Genomic DNA, 19,016 nt, shown 5'->3' on the forward strand with positions numbered 1-19,016 from the left:
ATAGCATGAAAAAACGGAGCTTATGCCAACATTAATCGTTGAACACAGCTCCGTTTTTTATTTTTGACTTACTAGATCAAGGAACTCTTGTTTGTATGCAGGATGACACGCAATAATGTATGGCTCCGGATGCATGCCTTCAAAGCCTTCTCCTTGGAAATCTATAATGATAGCGCCGGCTTCCTTGGCCATTAACAATCCCGCATAAAGATCATCGCCTTCGGAATTATACAGGATGATGCCATCCAAATCTCCTCGAGCGAGCATACACCATTGAATCGTAGGAGCCCAGAGGCGGATCACCCGCTTAAATCGGACTTCTAATTGATGCTTAAGCTGTAAGGCAATCTGATCTTTTTGAACAGCATGTCCTTGAATCCAGCCCACAGTCATTTTATTGAAGTCAGCACTTTTCCTGATAGCTAAAGGAGCACCGTTGCAAACCGAACCCTTGCCTTTTTCCGCCACATACAGATTGCCATCATGGGGTTCATAGATGACTCCCAGCACAGGTTCCTTCTTATAAATGAGGGTAATTGAGACGCCGTAAACCGGCAGCCCAATCGCATAATTATTCGTTCCATCAAGCGGATCCACCAGCCACAGCCAGTCCCCTTCATCGCCTGTCCAGCCTGTTTCCTCAGATCTTATCTGATGAACTGGAAAATGCGAGAGGATCGCTTTCATGATAATCTCTTCAGAGAGATGATCGGCTAAGGTCACCAGATCACCATCGTCACCCTTTTCTACCACTTGCTTATCTTTGTAATAATATTGTTTGATCAGCTCTCCTGCCTCTTGAGCTGCTTGAATCGCAACTTCTTTGGCGATGTTAATGATTTCTTGTATCACTCGAACCAATTCCCAAAATGCTTGGCCAAGTAAGCCAGCTTCACTTCGGTCTGTCTTTCTCCTCCGCCTTCGTGACCATTAAACGGATAAATGATGATTTCCTTCTCACTTTGAATCCGGTTATAGGTAGCAAAGTACATTTGTGCCGGACATGTCTCATCCTTGAGCGCTACTGAGGCGAGAACTGGACAGGTTATACGGTTAGCCAGGTTCATCGTATCGAAATAGCTCAGGTTATCGAGTACAAGATCCGTCTGATTTGGATGTCTCTTCAAAAATTCAGCTACCGCACCAAAAGCGCCGTGATTGCCTTCAATCCGGCTTATTATGTTGCTGTTACTTGGCACATCTACCAATGCTGCCTTTGGTCGATCATCCAGAGCTACAACAGCCATGCCAATTGCGCCGCCTTGGCTGCCACCTTCAATAATGATTTTCTCCGGATCGATCTCGGCTTGTGCGCAGGCAAAATCGATTGCTTTCAAGGAATCCATATATACATATCGATAGTAGTACTCCCACTTGTTCTGCACGCCTTTACTTGCCACATTCGAGAGGAATCCATGCGAATAGCTGGCGCTGTTCCCTGTAGGCCCGCCTTGATCCCGGCAATCCACCGATAAGACCGCCATTCCCATCATCGCCCAATGCATGAGCCCCGAAGGCTCTCCCCGACTCCCCGTGAAGCCATGATAATGAATGAGACATGGATAAGAAGCTTCCTTCAAAAAAGTCGGCACAATAAGCCAACCATGAATTCTTGTCTCATCCAGACCGTTGTACGAGATATCGTAAACCTTCACATGTTTGCTTGGATAAGCCACTTCTGTCCGTTCAGGCTGTAAAGGAACTTCCTTCGCTTGCTGCAGCGTTGCCGTCCAGAACGCATCCAGATCATCTTTTCCCGTCAATGGCGGCAAATAGTTATACAAGTCTTTCGTGACCTCATCGATATAACCCATCAGTACTCTCCCTTAATACAAGTTATGATCTCATTAAAATATAATGGCTGCCGTTTCTTGTACGGCTGCAATTGTTGCAAATTGCACATTATACTGCTCAATGATTTGAGCGGCACTGATCGTTTCTTGTCCCCATGTGCTGTGTGCGTCTTTGACAACGGTAACTTCATAACCGAGCTCACATGCTCCTCTACAGGTTCCATCCACGCACATATCCGTCTGAATGCCAGTAAGGACGAGACGTTTTATCCCTTTTTCCTCAAGGATCTGCTGAAGGTTTGTCTCATAGAACGAGTTAGGCCGAGTCTTCTGAACAATTGTATCCTGTTCTTCCGGCGTAATTGAAGAATGAATCTCCCAACCGGGAGTACCTGATTCAAGAGGCTCTCCAGCGCCTTCATTATGCTGAATATAAATGATCGGAACCTGATTTGCCCGCGCTTTTACCAGAATTTCTTGTATGTGCTCTAACAGCTTCTCTCCCGCAAATACGGGATAATCGTCGTGAAACATCACTGCTTGTACATCAATCACCAGCAAAGCCGTGTCCATGCTCATGCTAACCGCCTCCTCTTTAATGACTAAATTAAAAGTTCGCTGTTAGACTGACGATTCCTTCCCATATGACTAGATCAGCAAAATCGTTGCGCCAAGCATTGGTGTCAGCACCATACAGGTCTTGAGCATAAGGGCAGGCACACGCTTCGTGAACTTGGCGCCTACATAAGAACCTAGCATGGTTCCGATCACAACTGCGATCAGCAGCTGAATATCCAAATACCCCACGGAGTAATAACCCGCTCCCCCGGCCAGTGCAATTGGAATAATGACGAGCATCGTTGTGCCTGCAGCAAATCTCATCGACAAACCAAGAATAAGCATCAGTCCAAGCTGAATAAATGGGGTTGAGCCGATTCCAAACAACCCGGACAACGCCCCAGTAACGAGACCAATGGATGCAGCAGACAGATAGAACTTCCACCCATTCGTCCTCATTGGAGCAGCAGCCTCCTTGCCTGCATGTTTAGCTTGATGCACCATCCTGAACCAGAGAGCAAGCCCGGAGGTAAACAGCATCCCCGAAGTCATCCACCCTAATTGATCCGCTGGAATAAAAGAGGACCAGCTAGAGCTGATCCAAGCGCCAAGTGCTCCTGCAAGTCCAACGATGGCTCCCGTCTTCAGAATCATATTGCCTTCACGATAATGACTGATTGAACCGGATAAGGAAGAAAAGAACATGGCAGCTAGCGCTGTACCCAATGCGGTATGAATGGGATAACCAAACGTAACGGTTAGAATCGCTATAATAAAGCCCGATCCGCCTGCCCCAACAAACCCAAGCAGCAGACCAAGCAGCAGCATCGTAGCAGTAACTTCGACAAGCATCATCCTTCAGTCCTCCATACCTGATGTGAACAGGCAACACCAATTGGCGGCGAAGGATCTTGCTTGGCAGCGCTGACCAAATCAAGCACCATCATCGAATGACTATCCCCATATACCGGCCATTCAGGCAATAAGGTTGTGTTAGGATCCCCTTCTCGAATAAAAGCGTTCCAGGCCGCACGCATACTCTGGGCTAGCTCCCGCCCTTCGTCAGCGACGTAATACGGGTCCGTTGTATCCACTTCTATTTTCCGTTCAGGGTTCTTCATATAATGCATTAAGCTTCCTTCATAACCATGAGCAGCTCCAAGACTTCCGCCATATTGCAGCCGATAAACCCATACTGGAGAACCTGTGTCAACAATGGCGTCAGCTAATTGCAAACAGCCAATCGTATACAGATGCTCCGTTAATGTTTTACTCCACGCTTTGTCGATTGGCATGGTCTGAGAATATTGGAAGAAGGACTCCCATACGATCAGCTGATTTTGCCCAAACAATCTTTCGATTGTACTTGGATCAGGCTTCTGAAGACCTGGGTCATACAAAATAAACATAGCCGCCTCATCTTCGTTGGTTCCGATTAATAATGGCGGTAGATTTGTTGCTTCTTGTATGGAAGCCAGCGGATCAACTAGAATGAGGATGCCGTCCGCAACCGGTCCAAACATATGCAGATTTCTGGACGTATCCGGCCCAACCTTCATCTGCGCTTCGATAAGTTTTTCGGCAGGCAGACTCAGTAATTCATCGGCTTCACTTGGCTGCAAATCCAATGCTTCAAGCAATCTTAATGTCGTCACTCCAGCCGTATGAATATCTCGTATGGACTGTGTTGCACCACTTTGGGCAATCGCACTATGGAAAAGCCCCTCTGCTTCCTTCATCGTATAGAGCGTTGCCGTACATTTCGCACCAGCCGAATTGCCAATAACCGTTACACGATGCGGATCTCCGCCAAAGGCTGCAATATTCGTTTGCACCCAGCGAAGGGCAGCAATAATATCCAGCATTCCGTTATTGCCTGAGGTGCTGTATTCCTCTCCAAGCAGCTCCCCTAAATAAAGAAAACCTAGAGCACCAAGACGATAGTTAATCGACACATAGACGAAATCATCTTCTGCCGCATAGCGGGCACCATCACATTCCGCCCCTTTGCCGCCAATAAATCCGCCGCCATGGATGTAGACAATAACCGGACGCGGGTTGCCTTGAGTACCAGGAGTCCAGACATTTAAATTCAAGCAGTCTTCCGAATGCTTAAGCTCGGGCATAAAGGTATTCGGATCATGTCTCTGATGAGCAATAGGACCAAAGCTATCACACTCCCTTATTCCCTCCCATGATAATGGAGGAACCGGGGGCTTAAATCTAAGCTCATTTACTGGTGGTGCTGCATAAGGAATACCTCTAAACACATAAGCGTCCTTTAATTGAACGCCTTTTACTTTCCCTGATGAGGTTTGTATGATCACTTGAACGTTGCTCCCATCCTGTCTGATGAGATCATTATAGTCTTGAGAATTGATAAAGCCTAATATATATTAATTCATAACATACATAACTTATAGGTTATGACAAAATAGAAAGCTGTGATGAGACAATGGAACTGCTTCAGTTAAAATATTTTCAAATGACTGCTCGAATGGAGCATATGACGCAAGCTGCGCAGCGTCTCCATATCTCGCAGCCAGCTCTTAGCAAAATGATTGCTTCAATCGAGTCTGAATTAGGGGTAAAGCTGTTCGAGCGGACAAGCAAAGCGATTCGTCTTAATGAGTATGGCAGGCATTTTCTAAGCAAAGTCGACATTGCTCTACAGGCTCTGGAAGATGGTCAGCGGGAACTCAAGGATTTAACAGAAGCAGCCTCGGAGTTTATTACACTTGATGTACGAGTATCTTCTCACCTGCTTCCCGGCCTGCTAGCTAAATACCGCAAGGAAAAGCCGGATACGCAGTTTCATCTGCTCCAGCATGCTTTGCCAAATGACTATGCTTATGAATTTGATCTATGCCTATCGGACGGCGCTAATCCACCACCTGGCTGCAACTCCGTCTCCCTGCTTAAGGAGGCCATTGTAGTTGCCCTCCCCTCTGAGCATCGTTATGCGAAACGTGAGAACATCAGCTTAGAGGACCTGAAGGAGGAAAGATTCATTAGCCTTCCTCCTGGCAAGTCTCTACGGGAGACAACAGATGCTTTCTGCCGGCTTGCCGGCTTCACTCCGCATATCCAATTCGAAAGCGATGATCCTGCGACTGTCCGTGGACTTATTCGAGCAGGACAAGGTGTTGCCTTCCTTCCGGCCATTACATGGGGGGGGTCAACAGGTGCTGATGTGGTTACGATCCCATTACAAGAAGGGTATTGTGAAAGGTCGATCTCGCTTCATTGGCCAAAAGGACGTTATTTAACTCAAGCAGCAGCCTCATTCCGGGACTGCACCATTCAATACTTCGCTGAACTGGCTAAGGCCTGATACTCGTTAACGAGCTTCATACAGTTGCTTATCAATGTCGTGAAGATACGGCGTCCACTCTCCTGTTATATAGAGATGGAGACGATGCATCGCTCGTGTACAAGCTGTATAAAAGAGCTTGCGCTCACTTTCCCGGTTATACGTATGCGATGAAGCATCGTAGATCAAGACAGCATCAAATTCCACTCCCTTAGCCAGATAAGCCGGGATCACCATGATGCCGGTCTCGAAGGTAAGGGTTTCTTTTGTTATAAGCCGGATTCCATCACATCCCATAGAGCTCAGCGCCTCATAAGCTTCTCGGCTTTCCTCGGCGGTCTTCGTAATGATGGCGATAGATCCAAAGCCTTCCGCTTTAAACGCAGCTAGATCTTTAGCCATTTGCTTCAAGCGTTCCTCTTGGGTGTCCGATGATTGGATTAATGGCTTGCTGCCGCTCCGATTAAACGGAATGATCTCCTCTCCACCTGGCAGCATAGAACGCGTAAACTCCACATTTTCCTGCGTTGAACGGTAGCTTCGCAGAAGTGGAATCAAGGTCGTCTCTGCTTCACCGTACAGCTTATTAAGTGGAGAGTCTCCTCCTTGAAGCAAGGTGGATTGGGTGAATATCGCTTGACCGAAGTCACCAAGTACAGTCATCCGTGCATTAGGGAACAACCTTTTCAGGAATGCATACTGGAATGGTGAGTAATCCTGGCCTTCATCCACGAAGATATGCCGCACGATTGTGTTTGTTCTGGAGCCCTCGATCAGCTCTTTCAAGAATAGATATGGAGTCGCATCCTCATAGAACAGCTCACGTTTACCGAGCTTATCTTTGGTCTGCTCACTCATTTCCGACCAACATGATGGAACTTCAGCTCCTGTCATCTCCCGATATTCAGACTCCTCACCAAACAGCTGCGAGTACAGCCCATTCATATCGATAAACTTCAATCGCTTCACCTTCCGCCGCAGCGGCTTAAAATGCTCCTTCACGATCATCTGACGAAGCAAGTCAACTTGCTGATCAGCAAAGTCGAATACATTATCTTCACCAATATTTTCAAAATTGTGGATTCGATCATGTACCGCAGCATATCGCTCGGCTGCTTCAAACAGTTCTTCATCGCGTTGAACCGTCTTGAGAAGCTTATTGTAGGCTTCGACATACTGCTCATTGTCCAGATAATCAAGTTCTTCCGAAACCCAATCCATCTTCTTCTCTTTACGTGCGATGGTCTTCAGCTCATTAAGCAGCCATTCTTGTAACTTCTCAACTCGGTTAGCAAGGCGGATTGAAGGATCATAGCTATAGAATTGTTCTTTCATTTGCTCTGCGGTGATGAGGTCACGATCTTGGAGCCTGATCCCCTTAAATAACATCCCTTCCTTGCTGAGCCACTCTGCATAATTGCGAAGCACTTGAAGGAAGTCTTCCGATGCCTTGTAGCGAATCCCCTCTACTCTTGCCTCGTATCCTTCTTCATTCTGCATCGTTAGAACATATTCCATTTGATCAAACGGATCTTCAACCTTCATCGTTGATCCCAGCCAAAACGCAAGATATTCCTGGAAGGTTGTTTGCTGCATATTTTCTTCACCAAGCTCTGGCAGTACGGTCGATACATAGCTGTTGAACATCGGATTTGGCGAAAATAAAACGATCTGATCGGCTTTAAGCCGCTCACGGTGTTTGTACAGCAAGTAAGCAACACGCTGTAAAGCCGCTGATGTCTTCCCGCTGCCAGCAGCTCCCTGTACGATCAACATGCGGCTCGTATCATCACGAATAATGGCATTTTGCTCCTTCTGAATCGTTGCCACAATACTTTTCATCTGCGCGTCTGCACCTTGACCAAGTGCTTGCTGCAGCAAGGTATCTCCAATGGTAATACTAGCATCAAATAAGTTAATAAGCTGATTGCCGCGAATCTGGTATTGCCGCTTAAGCTCCATCGTTCCTGAAATCAGGCCGCCTGGAGTAGCATAGGAAGCAGAACCTGGAGAATGGTCATAATAAAGACTTGCTATAGGTGAACGCCAGTCATACACCAGGAATTCCATCCCGTCAGATGCAAGGAATGAAGATAATCCGATATAGACCTGCTCCGTGTTATTAAGGTCATACTCTTTAAAGTCTATTCGTCCAAAATAAGGAGACTTTTGGAGCCGATTAAGACTCTTCCACTGCTGCAATCGTTTTTGATGAATGCGTTCCCGCTCGGATAATAACGCAGCTTGCTGCTTGATACTGTAGAAGGATTCTTCGAAGTCTTCATCCGTACTTGTATTTACCGTTACTTCCTCCCAGAAATGCTTGCGGAGTTCCGATGCCTGACCGTATAGTTGTAGAACTTCGGGTTCCAATTCCGTTAATTTTTCCTGCAGCTTCTCCGACACAACCTGCAGCCTTTGCTGCTCTTGTTCCCAATCTTTCTTGTTCATTTACCTGAACACTCCTTTTCGAAAATTATTTTTCTCGAAAAAACCATTTGACATTTGACATCCCCGGCGCCGCATGATATTATTAAAGTATAGATAAGATGTAATAACTATGCCGATTTAAATTAGGGATGCAGAGATCCTTTTACTATAGCACCTTTCTTTTTAATGTGCAAATCCTTTTTGAACAGCAAAAGCCGCCCAGATGGGCGGCTTTTTTTAATGGATCTTCAATGGATTAAAGGTTAATGATCTTCGTTGCAATGTTTTCGCAGAACGCTCGATCATGCTCAACAAACAAAATCGTTGGCGTATACTCAAGCAGCAGCTCCTCGATCTGCATCCTGGAGATGACATCAATAAAGTTAAGTGGTTCATCCCAAATATGCAAATGTGTCTTTTCGCAAAGGCTCTTCGCAATCAGCACCTTCTTCTTCTGCCCGCCGCTGAACGAGGACATCTCCTTCTCGAACTGGACTCGGGAGAAATCCAGCTTCCGCAGAATCGCTTTAAAGAGGCTCTCGTCAATCCCATGGTCTCGTGCATAATCGGTCAAATTCCCCTGTAAATGCGAGGTATCCTGCGATACATAAGAAATTTTAAGCTGGCTTCCCTTTCTGAATGTACCCGTATAATGGAGATCTTCCCCGTTAATCAATTTGATCAGACTTGATTTGCCGGAACCATTCTTCCCTGCAATAGCAATTCGTTCACCCTGCTCTATTGTGAAACTGATATCATGGATGACACTCTTTTCCCCATAATAAATGGAGACATGCTCGAGCTCTGCCAATTGAGGTTTATGGTAAGCCAGCTGTGAAATTTTTAAACTGTCCGAGTTTTCGATATTTTTGAGCAGCATTGACTTCTCATCAATTGCCGATTGCTGTCTCTGCTCAATCGATTTCGAACGTTTCATCATTTTCGCAGCTTTGTGGCCAACATACCCTTTATCCACCTTAGAGCCGGAGTTTCTTGTGCCATTTTTGCTCTTCTCTACTTCATTTGACCAGTTATTTGTACGTTTGGCCGCATCAGACAACCGTTTAATATCTTTCCTTAGTTTATCATTCTCACCAAGCTCGTAGTTATCCTGCCGCTCTTTGTTCAACCACCAATCGGAGAAATTACCCTTCTGAATCTCAATATTCGTTCGATTGATTGAAAGGATATGGTCGACGCAATTATCCAGGAATGCCCGGTCATGAGAAACTAGAATAAAGCCGCTTTTGCTGTTCAAATATTGGCTGACCAGCTTCCTGGCCTCCATATCAAGATGGTTGGTTGGCTCATCGATCAGCAGGAAGCTGTTCTCCTTCAGGAATAAAGCAGCAAGCAGCACTTTCGTTTGTTCTCCGTTAGAAAGCGACTCAAAAGGCCGGTACAGCACATCGTCGGATACCCTCAGCAAAGTCAGCTCGCGCATCAGCTCCCAGAGCTGATAGTCGGGATAAATTACCTCCACCACATCAATGGTATGATACTCCGGATGCTCGACGTGGAATGGAAAATATTCAAAGGTTACACTCGACGAAATATGACCGCTGTATTCATACTTGCCAAGCAGCAGATTCATGAATGTGGTTTTCCCTCTGCCGTTCCGGCCGGTAAATCCTAATTTCCAATCGGTGTCGATTTGGAAGCTTACATTTTCAAATATATTGTCATAGCTGCCATAATGGGCAAACGTGAGGTTAGATACGTTAATTAATGTCATAAACAAATTCCCCCTGTACATAAATAAAGAGCTGCAAGAAAGTTACCTTTCTCACAACTCAAATAAATACAGCAAATCTAGCCCACTAATACGCATGCAGGGTTAGAACTGGGATATTCATTGAGATGAAAAAGATGTAGTAACTTTCTTGCGCATATAAAAATAAAACAACCGAAATAGATCGTCCTGGTTTGTTTTATTGATTTATACCATCGCAAGAAATTTCTACATATCTTCTTCATCCCCAATCCTTAAATTAAACGTATCTTAACATAGCCCTTTTCGAATATCAACCATTGGATTTCAGAAAAGTCAACATAATATGGAAAGCCTTATTTGCAGATGCTTCTAAATAGCGGGCTGAATAAGGGTCGCTGAAGCCATGCTGCCCGCTGATTTTATGAACCTCAACTTGAGGTTTTTCATTCAGTGAAGTGATGAGCTCATTCACCTGAAAGGATGGCTCAATCTCCGGGTAAAACAATAAGGCAGGGCAAGCTGGAGACACATCCGTGTAGCTGCGAATACGAGAACCGTAGTACCCAACGACACCGTCTACATCCGGATTGCTGCTGCAAATCCAGGATGCCGTCGCCCCTACGCTAAAGCCGATTAGGAACACTTGCTTGTATGAGGCCTTGAGCTCTGTGACTTTTTGCTGAATAGCAGTAGAAGCTTTATCGAAACCGATGTTGGTCATAAAATAGCTGTATGCCTCTTGCTCTTCCTCATAAACGAACGACTCAGGTCGATCCAGCAAATTCGGACAAAACACATCAAACCCATGTTTACCTAAAGCCTTGCAGGTATAAATCATATGTTGATTAATGCCATAAATTTCATGAGCAACAACAATGGCGCTCTCCGATTGGTTCTTCATCTCAATCATCTTCCTCTCGGTCCCGGCCTCTCCCTGGTCCGCGGTCTTCTTTACCTTTATGTTCATCTTTATGTTCGTCTTTCTTTTTGTCTGCCTTGCCTGGTTTTTCAGCCTTGTCTGGCTTATTCTTCCCTGGAGGTTTAGGCTTATTATCCTTCTCCTCTTTCTCTCCTTTTTCTTTATCGTCTTTCTTTGGTTTTGCTGGAGTACCAGGAGCTTTAGGGAATGCCAAAACCTTCTCATCTTGCAGCGCTTCATTCATCAGCTTCTGGAATACAGCAGCAGCAGCCTTAGATGTCGTGGTCAAATAATGAGTCGCATCTGTATGATCGTAACCAAGCCAAACCGCTCCAACAAGCTGCGGCGTATAGCCGACAAACCAGTTGTCCTTCATCCCTGCTCCACCTGTACCTGGCATTTCGGTAGTGCCTGTTTTCCCCGCTACCGGACGATCCGTGAGCTGAGCCGCGTCGCCTGTTCCTTCACTAATAACACCCTCCATCATGGAGGTCATCGTCCGGGCTATTGCTGGTTCAGTTACTTTAATGCCATTAACTACCTCCGCGTCAGCGACCACTTCCCCTTCGGCCGTTTCAATTCGTGTGATCGAATGCGCAGGGATCCGGGTTCCGTCATTGGCAAAGACGCTGAATGCTTCCGCCATATCAAGTGGTGAAACCCCTTCCTGCAAACCGCCAAGGGCAAGCCCTAATGTTCGGTCCGCATCCGTCAGCTCTATACCGAAACGATCTGACGATTCCATCCCCGCTTCGATCCCCATCTCGTTTAATAACTTAACTGCCGGCACATTGTAGGAATGGATAAGCGCTTCATAAAGAGACACTTCGCCATGGTAGCTGCCGCCTGCATTTTTCGGCTGATAGCCTCCAAAATTTACGGGTTCATCTACAATGGTATCTTCAGGTGAGTAGCCCCGCTCCAAGGCTGGTGTATACACTGAAATGGGCTTCATGGTAGAACCAGGTTGGCGTTTCAGTTGAACAGCTCGATTGAAGCCCCGGAACGGCTGCTCCCCGCGTCCCCCAATAAGTGCTCGAATGCCGCCATCCCTAGGATCAACCATCACCGCCCCACTTTGGATGAGTTGATCAGAGCTGCTTTCAGGGAACAGGCTGTCTTGTGAATAGACATTCTCGGCAGCCTCCTGCATTTTCGTATCCAGAGTTGTATATATCCTTAGACCACCATGAAGGACTTCATTCTCAGTAAGGCCGTATTTCTCGCCAGCCTCTCGAATCATTTGATCCACAAAATAAGGATACTTTATAGCGTTACTGCTGCTTGGCTTAGAGCTCTGAATTTGAAGTGGTTCGGTAATAGCCTTCTCATACGTTGCTTGATCAATCTTACCTTGATTCTTCATGAGTTGAAGTACTACGTTTCTGCGTGCTTTGGCCTCGTCAGGATGGCTGTATGGCGTAAGCGCAGATGGCGCCTTTATAATGCCTGCCAAGAGTGCCGATTGAGGGAGCGTAAGCTTATCTACACTTGTGCCAAAATAGATTTCAGCCGCCTTCTTAATTCCCCAAGCTCCTTCGCCGAAATAAATCTGGTTCAAATAATACGTGATAATCTGCTGCTTATCGTAGTTTTTCTCGATCTTCTCAGCAAGCAGAAGCTCCTTCCATTTCCTTGTCCAAGTCCGCTCTTGGGACAAAAAGACGTTCTTAGCTAATTGCTGCGTAATGGTACTTGCACCTTGTACGGTTTTCCCGTTCGTCAGGTTAGTCATTAACGCACGTCCAATTCCCTGTAGGTCCATACCACTATGCTCGAAATACCGCTTATCCTCGACAGCAACAACCGCTTCGATAAACTGCTCCGGCAAGCTGTCATAACTTACAGCCTCAGACTTTTTGGGAGAAATACGAAGCGCTTCCTCTTTGTTCTGATCATAAATTATGGTCGCTGCGGGGAGCGGCTCGTCCAGCAGGGATACATCCTGCCTCGCAACAAGCATATTGAAAATAATGACACATGCAACGGCTAGCACAATGCCAGCCCCAATAACAGCAAGGGCAGCCTTTTTCCAAACGGCCCGTTTCTTTGATTTTTTGTGATGAATTTCTGATCTCATACGACTTCCTCCAAGCTTCCGTCAACCTGCTACTTTTGTCTTGGATAATAATTCGTAAACAAGACTAATTTTCTGTACGTTAGGAACTAAACTTGAGTAAAAAAAGCCTGCCTCTTGGGGCAGACCTACATCATTGCTTATCTGTTCTCGTCTCGCTGTTTTCGGAGATCGTTTATGAGAATGTCGAGTCTGGCGATTTCCATAAAAAAGAACGCTCATAGAGTCCTCCCAGGTTACTTATAATAGGAATCGTAAAATCATAACCGTAACTACCCCAACAAGAATTGTTCCTAATAGACTGCGGGTAAAAATAGCGATTAAGAATGTCGGCAGCGCAGCGAATAATTCGATGTTATCCTTCAGCGGAGTGATCTCTCCATCTGTCATTAATAGTTCATTCCCTAATAAAGCAGCCATAACGGCAACGGGAATGTAACTAAGCCATCTCATCGCCAGATCCGGTATTTGCAGACGGCTGAGCACCATAAGCGGAAGCACCCGCGGAATAAAAGTAACAAGTGAAGCACCAATAATAATTGCGAATATTCCCCATCTTATTTCCATTTTTCAATCAACACTCCTATTGTTGCGGCACTAATTGTTGCGATAATTACCGCCACGCTGCCGGACATCAACATACTGATTCCCACTACGATGACGACCGCACTAATGACGACAATGAGGTCTCTTGCGAGCTTCTTGCGCCCAAGCAGCTGTAGAACAAGAAGTCCAATGAACATCGCTGACAGTGCAAAATCCAGTCCAACCTTCTCCGGGTTCGTGATCCATTGTCCGAAGAAAGCCCCTGCCATCGTGGCGAAAATCCAATTCAGATAAGCAGTCACATTAAGGCCGTTCATCCAATTTTCGCTAAGAGATGTTTGATTAGACGCCTTGTTAATGGATACACCAAAGGTCTCATCGGTAAGTAAGGAGCCAATCATCATAGTCTTTAACGTGGTTAAATGACGGAAATAAGGCGACAATGCCGCGCTTAACAGGAGATGTCGAAGATTAACGATAAATACAGTAAACACAATTGCAGCTATGGAGCCATGGTTTGCCACCATACCCGCAATAATGAATTGTGCCGACCCTGCATAAATGAGGATGGACATCAGAGTGATCTCGAGGACACTTAATCCGGATGTATGTCCAACCACCCCAGCTGCAAACCCAATGCTTAAATAACCTAGTAATGTTGGTACACAATCTTTAATTCCTAGAAGGAAGCTGTCCTCGCTGCTATCCAATCTTAGTTGTACGTTCTCTTGCTGCATGTACTTCCCTCTCTAGCTAAATAGTTATCCTGCTATAATAGCATAAACCGTATTCTAAGTAAGCCTGATAAAATGAAAAAAGCCACGATTCACGTGACTTTAGCTCTTTTATGATTCCCTCACATAATGCATCTGAGTGAACTGCCCGTAGCTTTTTTGCTCTAATAGCCTTAATTTTATTTCGGGATTATTTTGCATAAATAACGGTATTCCTCTTCCTAGAATAATTGGAGTGACCGTAATGATAAATTCATCCACTATATTCTCCTTGAGCAATGGATCCAGAACACCTCCACCACCAACAAGCCAGATATTGGTCCCCTCTTCTTCCTTTATACGCCTTACGAATTGGGGGATATCCTCATTAATAAACTGAACGTACGGGTCTTGTCTGGTTTCGGAATGGGAGAAGACATAACAGGTTTTATCGGAATGTGGAAATTCTTCAACCATCGTCATTAAGTGGTCATAGGTTCCTTTGCCCATCAGCATCGTATCGATGGTTTGATAAAAGGCTGAAAAACCATTATCTCCTTCACCCTCAACTGCAGTTAACCAGTCTAGATTGCCATCTTCTCTTGCTATATACCCATCCAAACTTATGGCGATAAATAAAATGGTTTTTCGATTTGCGGCCATCTACATTTCACTCCTTCACCTTGCCTTATAAGAGAACAAATGTTCTCTACTATTATAGAGCCTAGATAAGTCAATTTCAAATATCAGCAGCTTGTTCTTTCTGCAGATTAGGTTTGAGCTTAAACAGGATCAGCCCTGCGATCAAAGCGGTCACACCAATGGCTTTTTGCGGTGAAAAGGGAACCTGCTCCAGTCCAAACCAGCCAGCCGAGTCCCACCATAATGCGCATAACAGTTGAGAGGACATGACGATTGAAATCGCATAACTGGGCCCTATCAAATTCACTCCGCGGACCACACAAGTAACAACCCCTATCCCAACCAAGCCGCTGAACCAGAACCAGACAGGCATCTCTCTCCAGTTAAAAAAGTCTGCGCCCTCAAATAGTACGCCCAAACTGAGAGAAGCAATAAACCCCATCCCGAGCACCAGTGCAGTTGTCGTGTGCGAATGAACAGCTGCGCTTACTTTATTATTAAACAGCGTTTGGACACTGATTATCGCCCCCGCCGCCAAAGCTAATAGTATACCTGCGATCATGACTGATCTCTCCTATCTCCATTCTCGTAAATATTACGGCCAGCAACCGTTTCAAGACCTCTCCGATCCTTCAGTACAAGGGTTCCACGGCTGCGTTCAATCAAATCTTCTTTACAAAAGTTCTGAACCACTCTGTTCAAATGCCGATAGCTAGTTCCAATCAAGTTCGCCATGTCTTTCAGATTAGCAGTACTAACCGCAGCGTCTTCAAGTGAGGTGACAGAGAGAAGATAGCTTGCAAGCCTAACCTCTACTGGATACAACAGATTAAAGCTTAGAGATACCGATTTGTTATAAAACTTCTGAGTGACCAGATGAAGCATAAATTGCAGGAAGGACACTTCCTCTTCATATTGGCTTAACAATCGTTTGTGAATGCCAATAGCCTCAACAAGAGTAACAGCTGATACGGTATTCAAATTTTCCAATCCCCGCAAACATTCAATCTCACCTATAACGCCTAGAGGGGATGTAAAGTTAATAAGCAGCGTTCGTCCTTCTGCCGAAGTGGTGTAAACCTTTACCTTACCGCGCACAAGAAAGAAGAAATATTCCGGGACCTCTCCTTGCTGGCAAAGCGCTTCTTCTTGTTCGAATTGGTACAATGACAGGTGCTGCTGTAGTGACTTTGGCAGCACATTTTCAAGAGCATACTCTTTAAGATATTGATTAATCCGCTCGGAATCGAATATTGGCTTCATTTACTGTGCACCTCCATAATGGATATTATATCCTTTAGAAGGATAAATACAGAATGCCAATGATCATCAGACCAAGACCTATCCATTGCTGTGTCTTAAAGCGTATAGGAACCGTACCAAACCAGCCGGCTTTTTCCATCAATAAAGTTACAATAATTTGTGCAATAAGAACAGCGGACACGGTTACAGCTGCACCATTGTGATGAAACGCTGTGATGTTGCTGAACAATATAAACGCAGCTAAAGCACCGCCGAATAGGAATGGCAGCTTTACCTGCGAAAGTTGTCTCCATGTTCGATCCCCTGTGAACCATACGATAAGTAATGCCGCAACAAACCCTGTACCTTGCGTCAGTACTGCAGCCTGCCAGGTTCCGAGATAGTCGCCAATTGCCGCGTTAGCAGTGCCTTGTAAGGTAAGGAACATACCACCAAGCAAGGCATAGAATACGCCTTTCATTTACTTTTCCCCTCCTCGTTAATCCCGCTCCCCTTATTTAACGATGAACGATGGATTCCGAAAAGGACATATGTCCTCGATTGCGATTTCAGGCAAATAAAAAAAGCATCAGTGCCTCTTAAGCAGCGATGCTTTTCTTATCTTTTTCTTTATTCTCTTCGTTCTTACCTTGCATTTGATTGTTCTGATCACGAAGCTCTTGCAGCATCTTATCAAGCTCGGAACGAAGCTGATGAAGTTCATTTGTACATAAGAATTGAAGTTTGTCGAGCTCGCTAGCGCTCATATTTCCTGTACGGATCTGATAAAGCAGCTTGTACTGCATCGATTCACTTTCGCTAATTCGGAATTCCGCCATTTTGACAGGCTCGGTTTTTTGCAATTTAATCATTGTCATCGTTATATAGCTCCTTTGTGCTTTTTTATTATCATAAAGGAACTATATTAACCGCGTATTTTTTCATTGTTAGATTAGTATTAACTTTAGGGATAAATGTTATCTCCGCGCCCTTACAATAAGAAACCATGGTTCGGTCATAAGACGCTCGTACCACCGGCTATACCAGTTACTTGCTTCGGGAAGGTCGATAAATTCCTTACTTGGCTGCACTTCAACCATACGCTCAAATGTAAAACAATCCGCTGTTGCGTTAACAATATCCATCATCGACCTGCGGTAGAAGCTTACCTCCACCGGACCTGCTTCTTTCTTATTCCATACCTCAGTCAACAATTCATGAGCAAAGTAATCCGGTCTATCAAAATGCTTATAATCCATAAACGGATGATGCACAGAAAATTGCAGACTTCCACCTGGCTTTAGTACACGACGAAATTCCTGAAAGGTTGGCGCCCAGTCTTTGAGGTAATGAAGCGTTAATGAGCTGATAATAAGGTCAAAAGAATCATCTTCAAACGGAAGTGGCTGACTTAAATCGCAATTAAGAACCGTTGCTTTGTCTCCTACGCGTCTTCTGCATGCCTCAGCCATTTCGGGACTCAAATCGATTGCCGTTACTTGCGCTCCTCGCTCGACGAACTGCCCCGTATACCAGCCTGCCGCGCAGCCTGCATCAAGCACATGAAGTCCAGACAGGTCAGCTGGTAATAGCTTCATCATAGCTGGTCGCTCATAAAAAGCATTGTGACCACCGCTTGTATCCACATTTCGTTCATAATCAGCGGCAAGTTTATCAAAGGCTTGGAGAACTTTTTCTTTCACGCCGGCACATCCTTTCTCAAATTTAGAACCGATACTTCTCATGTCCTTGCTTCTTAAAGGTCTTTACCCCTTCCAGATGAAGCAAATCTTCTTTCATTTGCAGCCCGCCCCTGAATCCCGTCAGCGTATTATTCTTGCCGATCACTCGATGGCATGGGACAACGATCGGAATCGGGTTCATACCATTAGCTGTCCCGACAGCTCGTACGGCCTTAGGATTGCCAACAGCTTCCGCGATCTCGGCATAACTTCTCATTTCCCCATAGGGGATGTTAAATAAAGCTTGCCAGACGGCGTTTTGAAAAGCTGTACCGCGGAAGTCGAGTGGAAACGTAAATGTCTTACGAGTACCATTGAAATATTGCTGTACTTGTTGTGTATACTCCGATACCCTTATTGGATCTTGGATAAGAGTCGCGTTCGGAATTTTCCTACTCACCCACGCTTCGACCTGAGCAAATGATTCATTTGGTAATGTAATTTGGATTAAGCCCACTTCTGTGGCAGCCAAATAGATCGGCAGGTTATGTAATACTGGATGGGATAATGAATCCCAGAATACTTCGGTAATCTCCATCTGGTCCCTCCTACTCTGTATAGGTGATTTTCCTCTATATGAGCCGAGAATTCAAGCCTACTCTAGGAACAACAAAAAAGCCGCAAAACTCGCGGCTTCTACGTTATTTATATTTTACTCCACAATAAGCTTGCCAACCATTTTGCTATGCCCGGCACCACATACAACAGAACAATTGAACGCATGTTCACCGGCTTTATCTGCCGTAAACTCAGCTGTCCCGTTGTTTTCTTTGATGTCCACATTGAAGTCCGGAATGGCAAAGCCATGGAAGCCTTCTGCATTGTTCAGTGTGATTTTTACTTTATCGCCTTGTTTCACACGAATTTCCGGTTGATCAAACTCAAAGTTTTTTGCTTTGACAGTGAACGATTTCTCTCCGCCACCGCCAGAAGCATTGCCGCCAGTATTAGCATTACCAGCTGTATTATCTGTACCTGTATTTGTACCGGTATTAGCACCTGTATTGTTATTCGCATCATTGTCATTACTGGAGCCGCAGCCTGCGGCAGTACCCATTACCGTAACAGCAAGTGCGGCAATCATAAGCAGCTTACGAATCTTCATGGTGTTATTCTCCTTTAGCCTTTAATTTTTTGACTGGTCAAGCTCAATGATATTTGATTTGACTTCAGGCTCGTCATCAGCAATTCCTTTTGTCGAGTTTCTGAATTCGCGCAGCGTATCGCCAAAAGCGCGTCCAAGCTGAGGAAGCTTAGCCGGTCCAAAGACGATTAACGCAATAGCCAATATAATAATCAGCCCTGAAATACCAACGTTGTTAAACAT

21 protein-coding genes are annotated in these 19,016 nt (G+C 45.2%); 1 reads left to right on the top strand and 20 read right to left on the bottom strand.

Annotated elements, in window-relative coordinates; all coding sequences use genetic code 11:
- Nucleotides 1-57: 57 nt before the first annotated feature.
- The 5 genes from AC0YNT_RS16600 to AC0YNT_RS16620 all read right to left on the bottom strand — a co-directional run bounded on the left by AC0YNT_RS16600 (nucleotide 58) and on the right by AC0YNT_RS16620 (nucleotide 4,678).
- On the bottom strand, nucleotides 58-849 hold the full coding sequence (locus AC0YNT_RS16600; protein ID WP_475805724.1) for an inositol monophosphatase family protein: 792 nt from the start codon (nucleotides 847-849) through the stop codon (nucleotides 58-60).
- The gene (locus tag AC0YNT_RS16605; RefSeq protein WP_475805622.1) at nucleotides 849-1,814 is read right to left on the bottom strand and encodes an acetylxylan esterase; all 966 of its coding nucleotides are present in this window, start codon (nucleotides 1,812-1,814) and stop codon (nucleotides 849-851) included. Before AC0YNT_RS16605 ends, AC0YNT_RS16600 begins: the two co-directional genes overlap by 1 nt.
- A gap of 33 nt (nucleotides 1,815-1,847) precedes the next feature.
- Nucleotides 1,848-2,366 carry a cysteine hydrolase family protein gene (locus AC0YNT_RS16610; RefSeq protein ID WP_475805725.1) on the bottom strand — a complete coding sequence of 173 codons (519 nt, stop codon included), beginning with the start codon at nucleotides 2,364-2,366 and terminating at the stop codon, nucleotides 1,848-1,850.
- Nucleotides 2,367-2,441: 75 nt separating this feature from the next.
- Nucleotides 2,442-3,203 (bottom strand): sulfite exporter TauE/SafE family protein, encoded by a 762-nt coding sequence (locus tag AC0YNT_RS16615; RefSeq protein ID WP_475805726.1) that lies wholly within the window; start codon nucleotides 3,201-3,203, stop codon nucleotides 2,442-2,444.
- Nucleotides 3,203-4,678 (bottom strand): carboxylesterase/lipase family protein, encoded by a 1,476-nt coding sequence (locus AC0YNT_RS16620; protein WP_475805623.1) that lies wholly within the window; start codon nucleotides 4,676-4,678, stop codon nucleotides 3,203-3,205. The genes AC0YNT_RS16615 and AC0YNT_RS16620 overlap by 1 nt, the downstream gene beginning before the upstream one ends.
- A gap of 128 nt (nucleotides 4,679-4,806) precedes the next feature.
- On the opposite strand from AC0YNT_RS16620, the gene AC0YNT_RS16625 reads away from it, so the two are divergent.
- Nucleotides 4,807-5,685: a LysR family transcriptional regulator gene (locus tag AC0YNT_RS16625; protein WP_475805624.1), complete on the top strand. Its 879-nt coding sequence runs from the start codon at nucleotides 4,807-4,809 to the stop codon at nucleotides 5,683-5,685.
- Between the two features lie 6 nt (nucleotides 5,686-5,691).
- On the opposite strand, the gene helD is transcribed toward AC0YNT_RS16625, so the two are convergent.
- From helD to tatA, 15 genes are all read right to left on the bottom strand, one after another.
- Nucleotides 5,692-8,115 carry an RNA polymerase recycling motor HelD gene (helD, locus tag AC0YNT_RS16630; RefSeq protein WP_475805625.1) on the bottom strand — a complete coding sequence of 808 codons (2,424 nt, stop codon included), beginning with the start codon at nucleotides 8,113-8,115 and terminating at the stop codon, nucleotides 5,692-5,694.
- 235 nt (nucleotides 8,116-8,350) lie between these two features.
- Complete coding sequence (locus tag AC0YNT_RS16635) at nucleotides 8,351-9,829, bottom strand: Lsa family ABC-F type ribosomal protection protein (protein ID WP_475805626.1); 1,479 nt, start codon at nucleotides 9,827-9,829, stop codon at nucleotides 8,351-8,353.
- Between the two features lie 289 nt (nucleotides 9,830-10,118).
- Nucleotides 10,119-10,709: a dienelactone hydrolase family protein gene (locus tag AC0YNT_RS16640; protein WP_475805627.1), complete on the bottom strand. Its 591-nt coding sequence runs from the start codon at nucleotides 10,707-10,709 to the stop codon at nucleotides 10,119-10,121.
- 1 nt (nucleotide 10,710) lies between these two features.
- Nucleotides 10,711-12,807: a transglycosylase domain-containing protein gene (locus tag AC0YNT_RS16645; RefSeq protein ID WP_475805628.1), complete on the bottom strand. Its 2,097-nt coding sequence runs from the start codon at nucleotides 12,805-12,807 to the stop codon at nucleotides 10,711-10,713.
- Between the two features lie 237 nt (nucleotides 12,808-13,044).
- Nucleotides 13,045-13,371: an AzlD domain-containing protein gene (locus tag AC0YNT_RS16650; RefSeq protein WP_475805629.1), complete on the bottom strand. Its 327-nt coding sequence runs from the start codon at nucleotides 13,369-13,371 to the stop codon at nucleotides 13,045-13,047.
- Nucleotides 13,362-14,087 (bottom strand): AzlC family ABC transporter permease, encoded by a 726-nt coding sequence (locus AC0YNT_RS16655; protein ID WP_475805630.1) that lies wholly within the window; start codon nucleotides 14,085-14,087, stop codon nucleotides 13,362-13,364. The genes AC0YNT_RS16650 and AC0YNT_RS16655 overlap by 10 nt, the downstream gene beginning before the upstream one ends.
- Before the next feature lie 108 nt (nucleotides 14,088-14,195).
- Nucleotides 14,196-14,726 carry a dihydrofolate reductase family protein gene (locus tag AC0YNT_RS16660; RefSeq protein WP_475805631.1) on the bottom strand — a complete coding sequence of 177 codons (531 nt, stop codon included), beginning with the start codon at nucleotides 14,724-14,726 and terminating at the stop codon, nucleotides 14,196-14,198.
- Between the two features lie 76 nt (nucleotides 14,727-14,802).
- Nucleotides 14,803-15,267 (bottom strand): DMT family transporter, encoded by a 465-nt coding sequence (locus AC0YNT_RS16665; protein ID WP_475805632.1) that lies wholly within the window; start codon nucleotides 15,265-15,267, stop codon nucleotides 14,803-14,805.
- Nucleotides 15,264-15,968 (bottom strand): Crp/Fnr family transcriptional regulator, encoded by a 705-nt coding sequence (locus AC0YNT_RS16670; RefSeq protein ID WP_475805633.1) that lies wholly within the window; start codon nucleotides 15,966-15,968, stop codon nucleotides 15,264-15,266. The genes AC0YNT_RS16665 and AC0YNT_RS16670 overlap by 4 nt, the downstream gene beginning before the upstream one ends.
- 34 nt (nucleotides 15,969-16,002) lie before the next feature.
- On the bottom strand, nucleotides 16,003-16,428 hold the full coding sequence (locus AC0YNT_RS16675) for a DMT family transporter (RefSeq protein ID WP_475805634.1): 426 nt from the start codon (nucleotides 16,426-16,428) through the stop codon (nucleotides 16,003-16,005).
- Nucleotides 16,429-16,546: 118 nt separating this feature from the next.
- Nucleotides 16,547-16,825: a hypothetical protein gene (locus tag AC0YNT_RS16680; RefSeq protein WP_475805635.1), complete on the bottom strand. Its 279-nt coding sequence runs from the start codon at nucleotides 16,823-16,825 to the stop codon at nucleotides 16,547-16,549.
- Nucleotides 16,826-16,924: 99 nt separating this feature from the next.
- Nucleotides 16,925-17,650, bottom strand: a complete 726-nt coding sequence (locus AC0YNT_RS16685) for a class I SAM-dependent methyltransferase (RefSeq protein ID WP_475805636.1) — start codon at nucleotides 17,648-17,650, stop codon at nucleotides 16,925-16,927.
- A gap of 22 nt (nucleotides 17,651-17,672) precedes the next feature.
- Complete coding sequence (locus AC0YNT_RS16690; RefSeq protein WP_475805637.1) at nucleotides 17,673-18,227, bottom strand: methylated-DNA--[protein]-cysteine S-methyltransferase; 555 nt, start codon at nucleotides 18,225-18,227, stop codon at nucleotides 17,673-17,675.
- 114 nt (nucleotides 18,228-18,341) lie between these two features.
- Nucleotides 18,342-18,794: a cupredoxin domain-containing protein gene (locus tag AC0YNT_RS16695; RefSeq protein WP_475805638.1), complete on the bottom strand. Its 453-nt coding sequence runs from the start codon at nucleotides 18,792-18,794 to the stop codon at nucleotides 18,342-18,344.
- Between the two features lie 21 nt (nucleotides 18,795-18,815).
- The gene (gene tatA, locus AC0YNT_RS16700) at nucleotides 18,816-19,016 is read right to left on the bottom strand and encodes a twin-arginine translocase TatA/TatE family subunit (RefSeq protein WP_167274951.1); all 201 of its coding nucleotides are present in this window, start codon (nucleotides 19,014-19,016) and stop codon (nucleotides 18,816-18,818) included.

It is taken from the genome of Paenibacillus sp. J22R56, assembly GCF_056269375.1.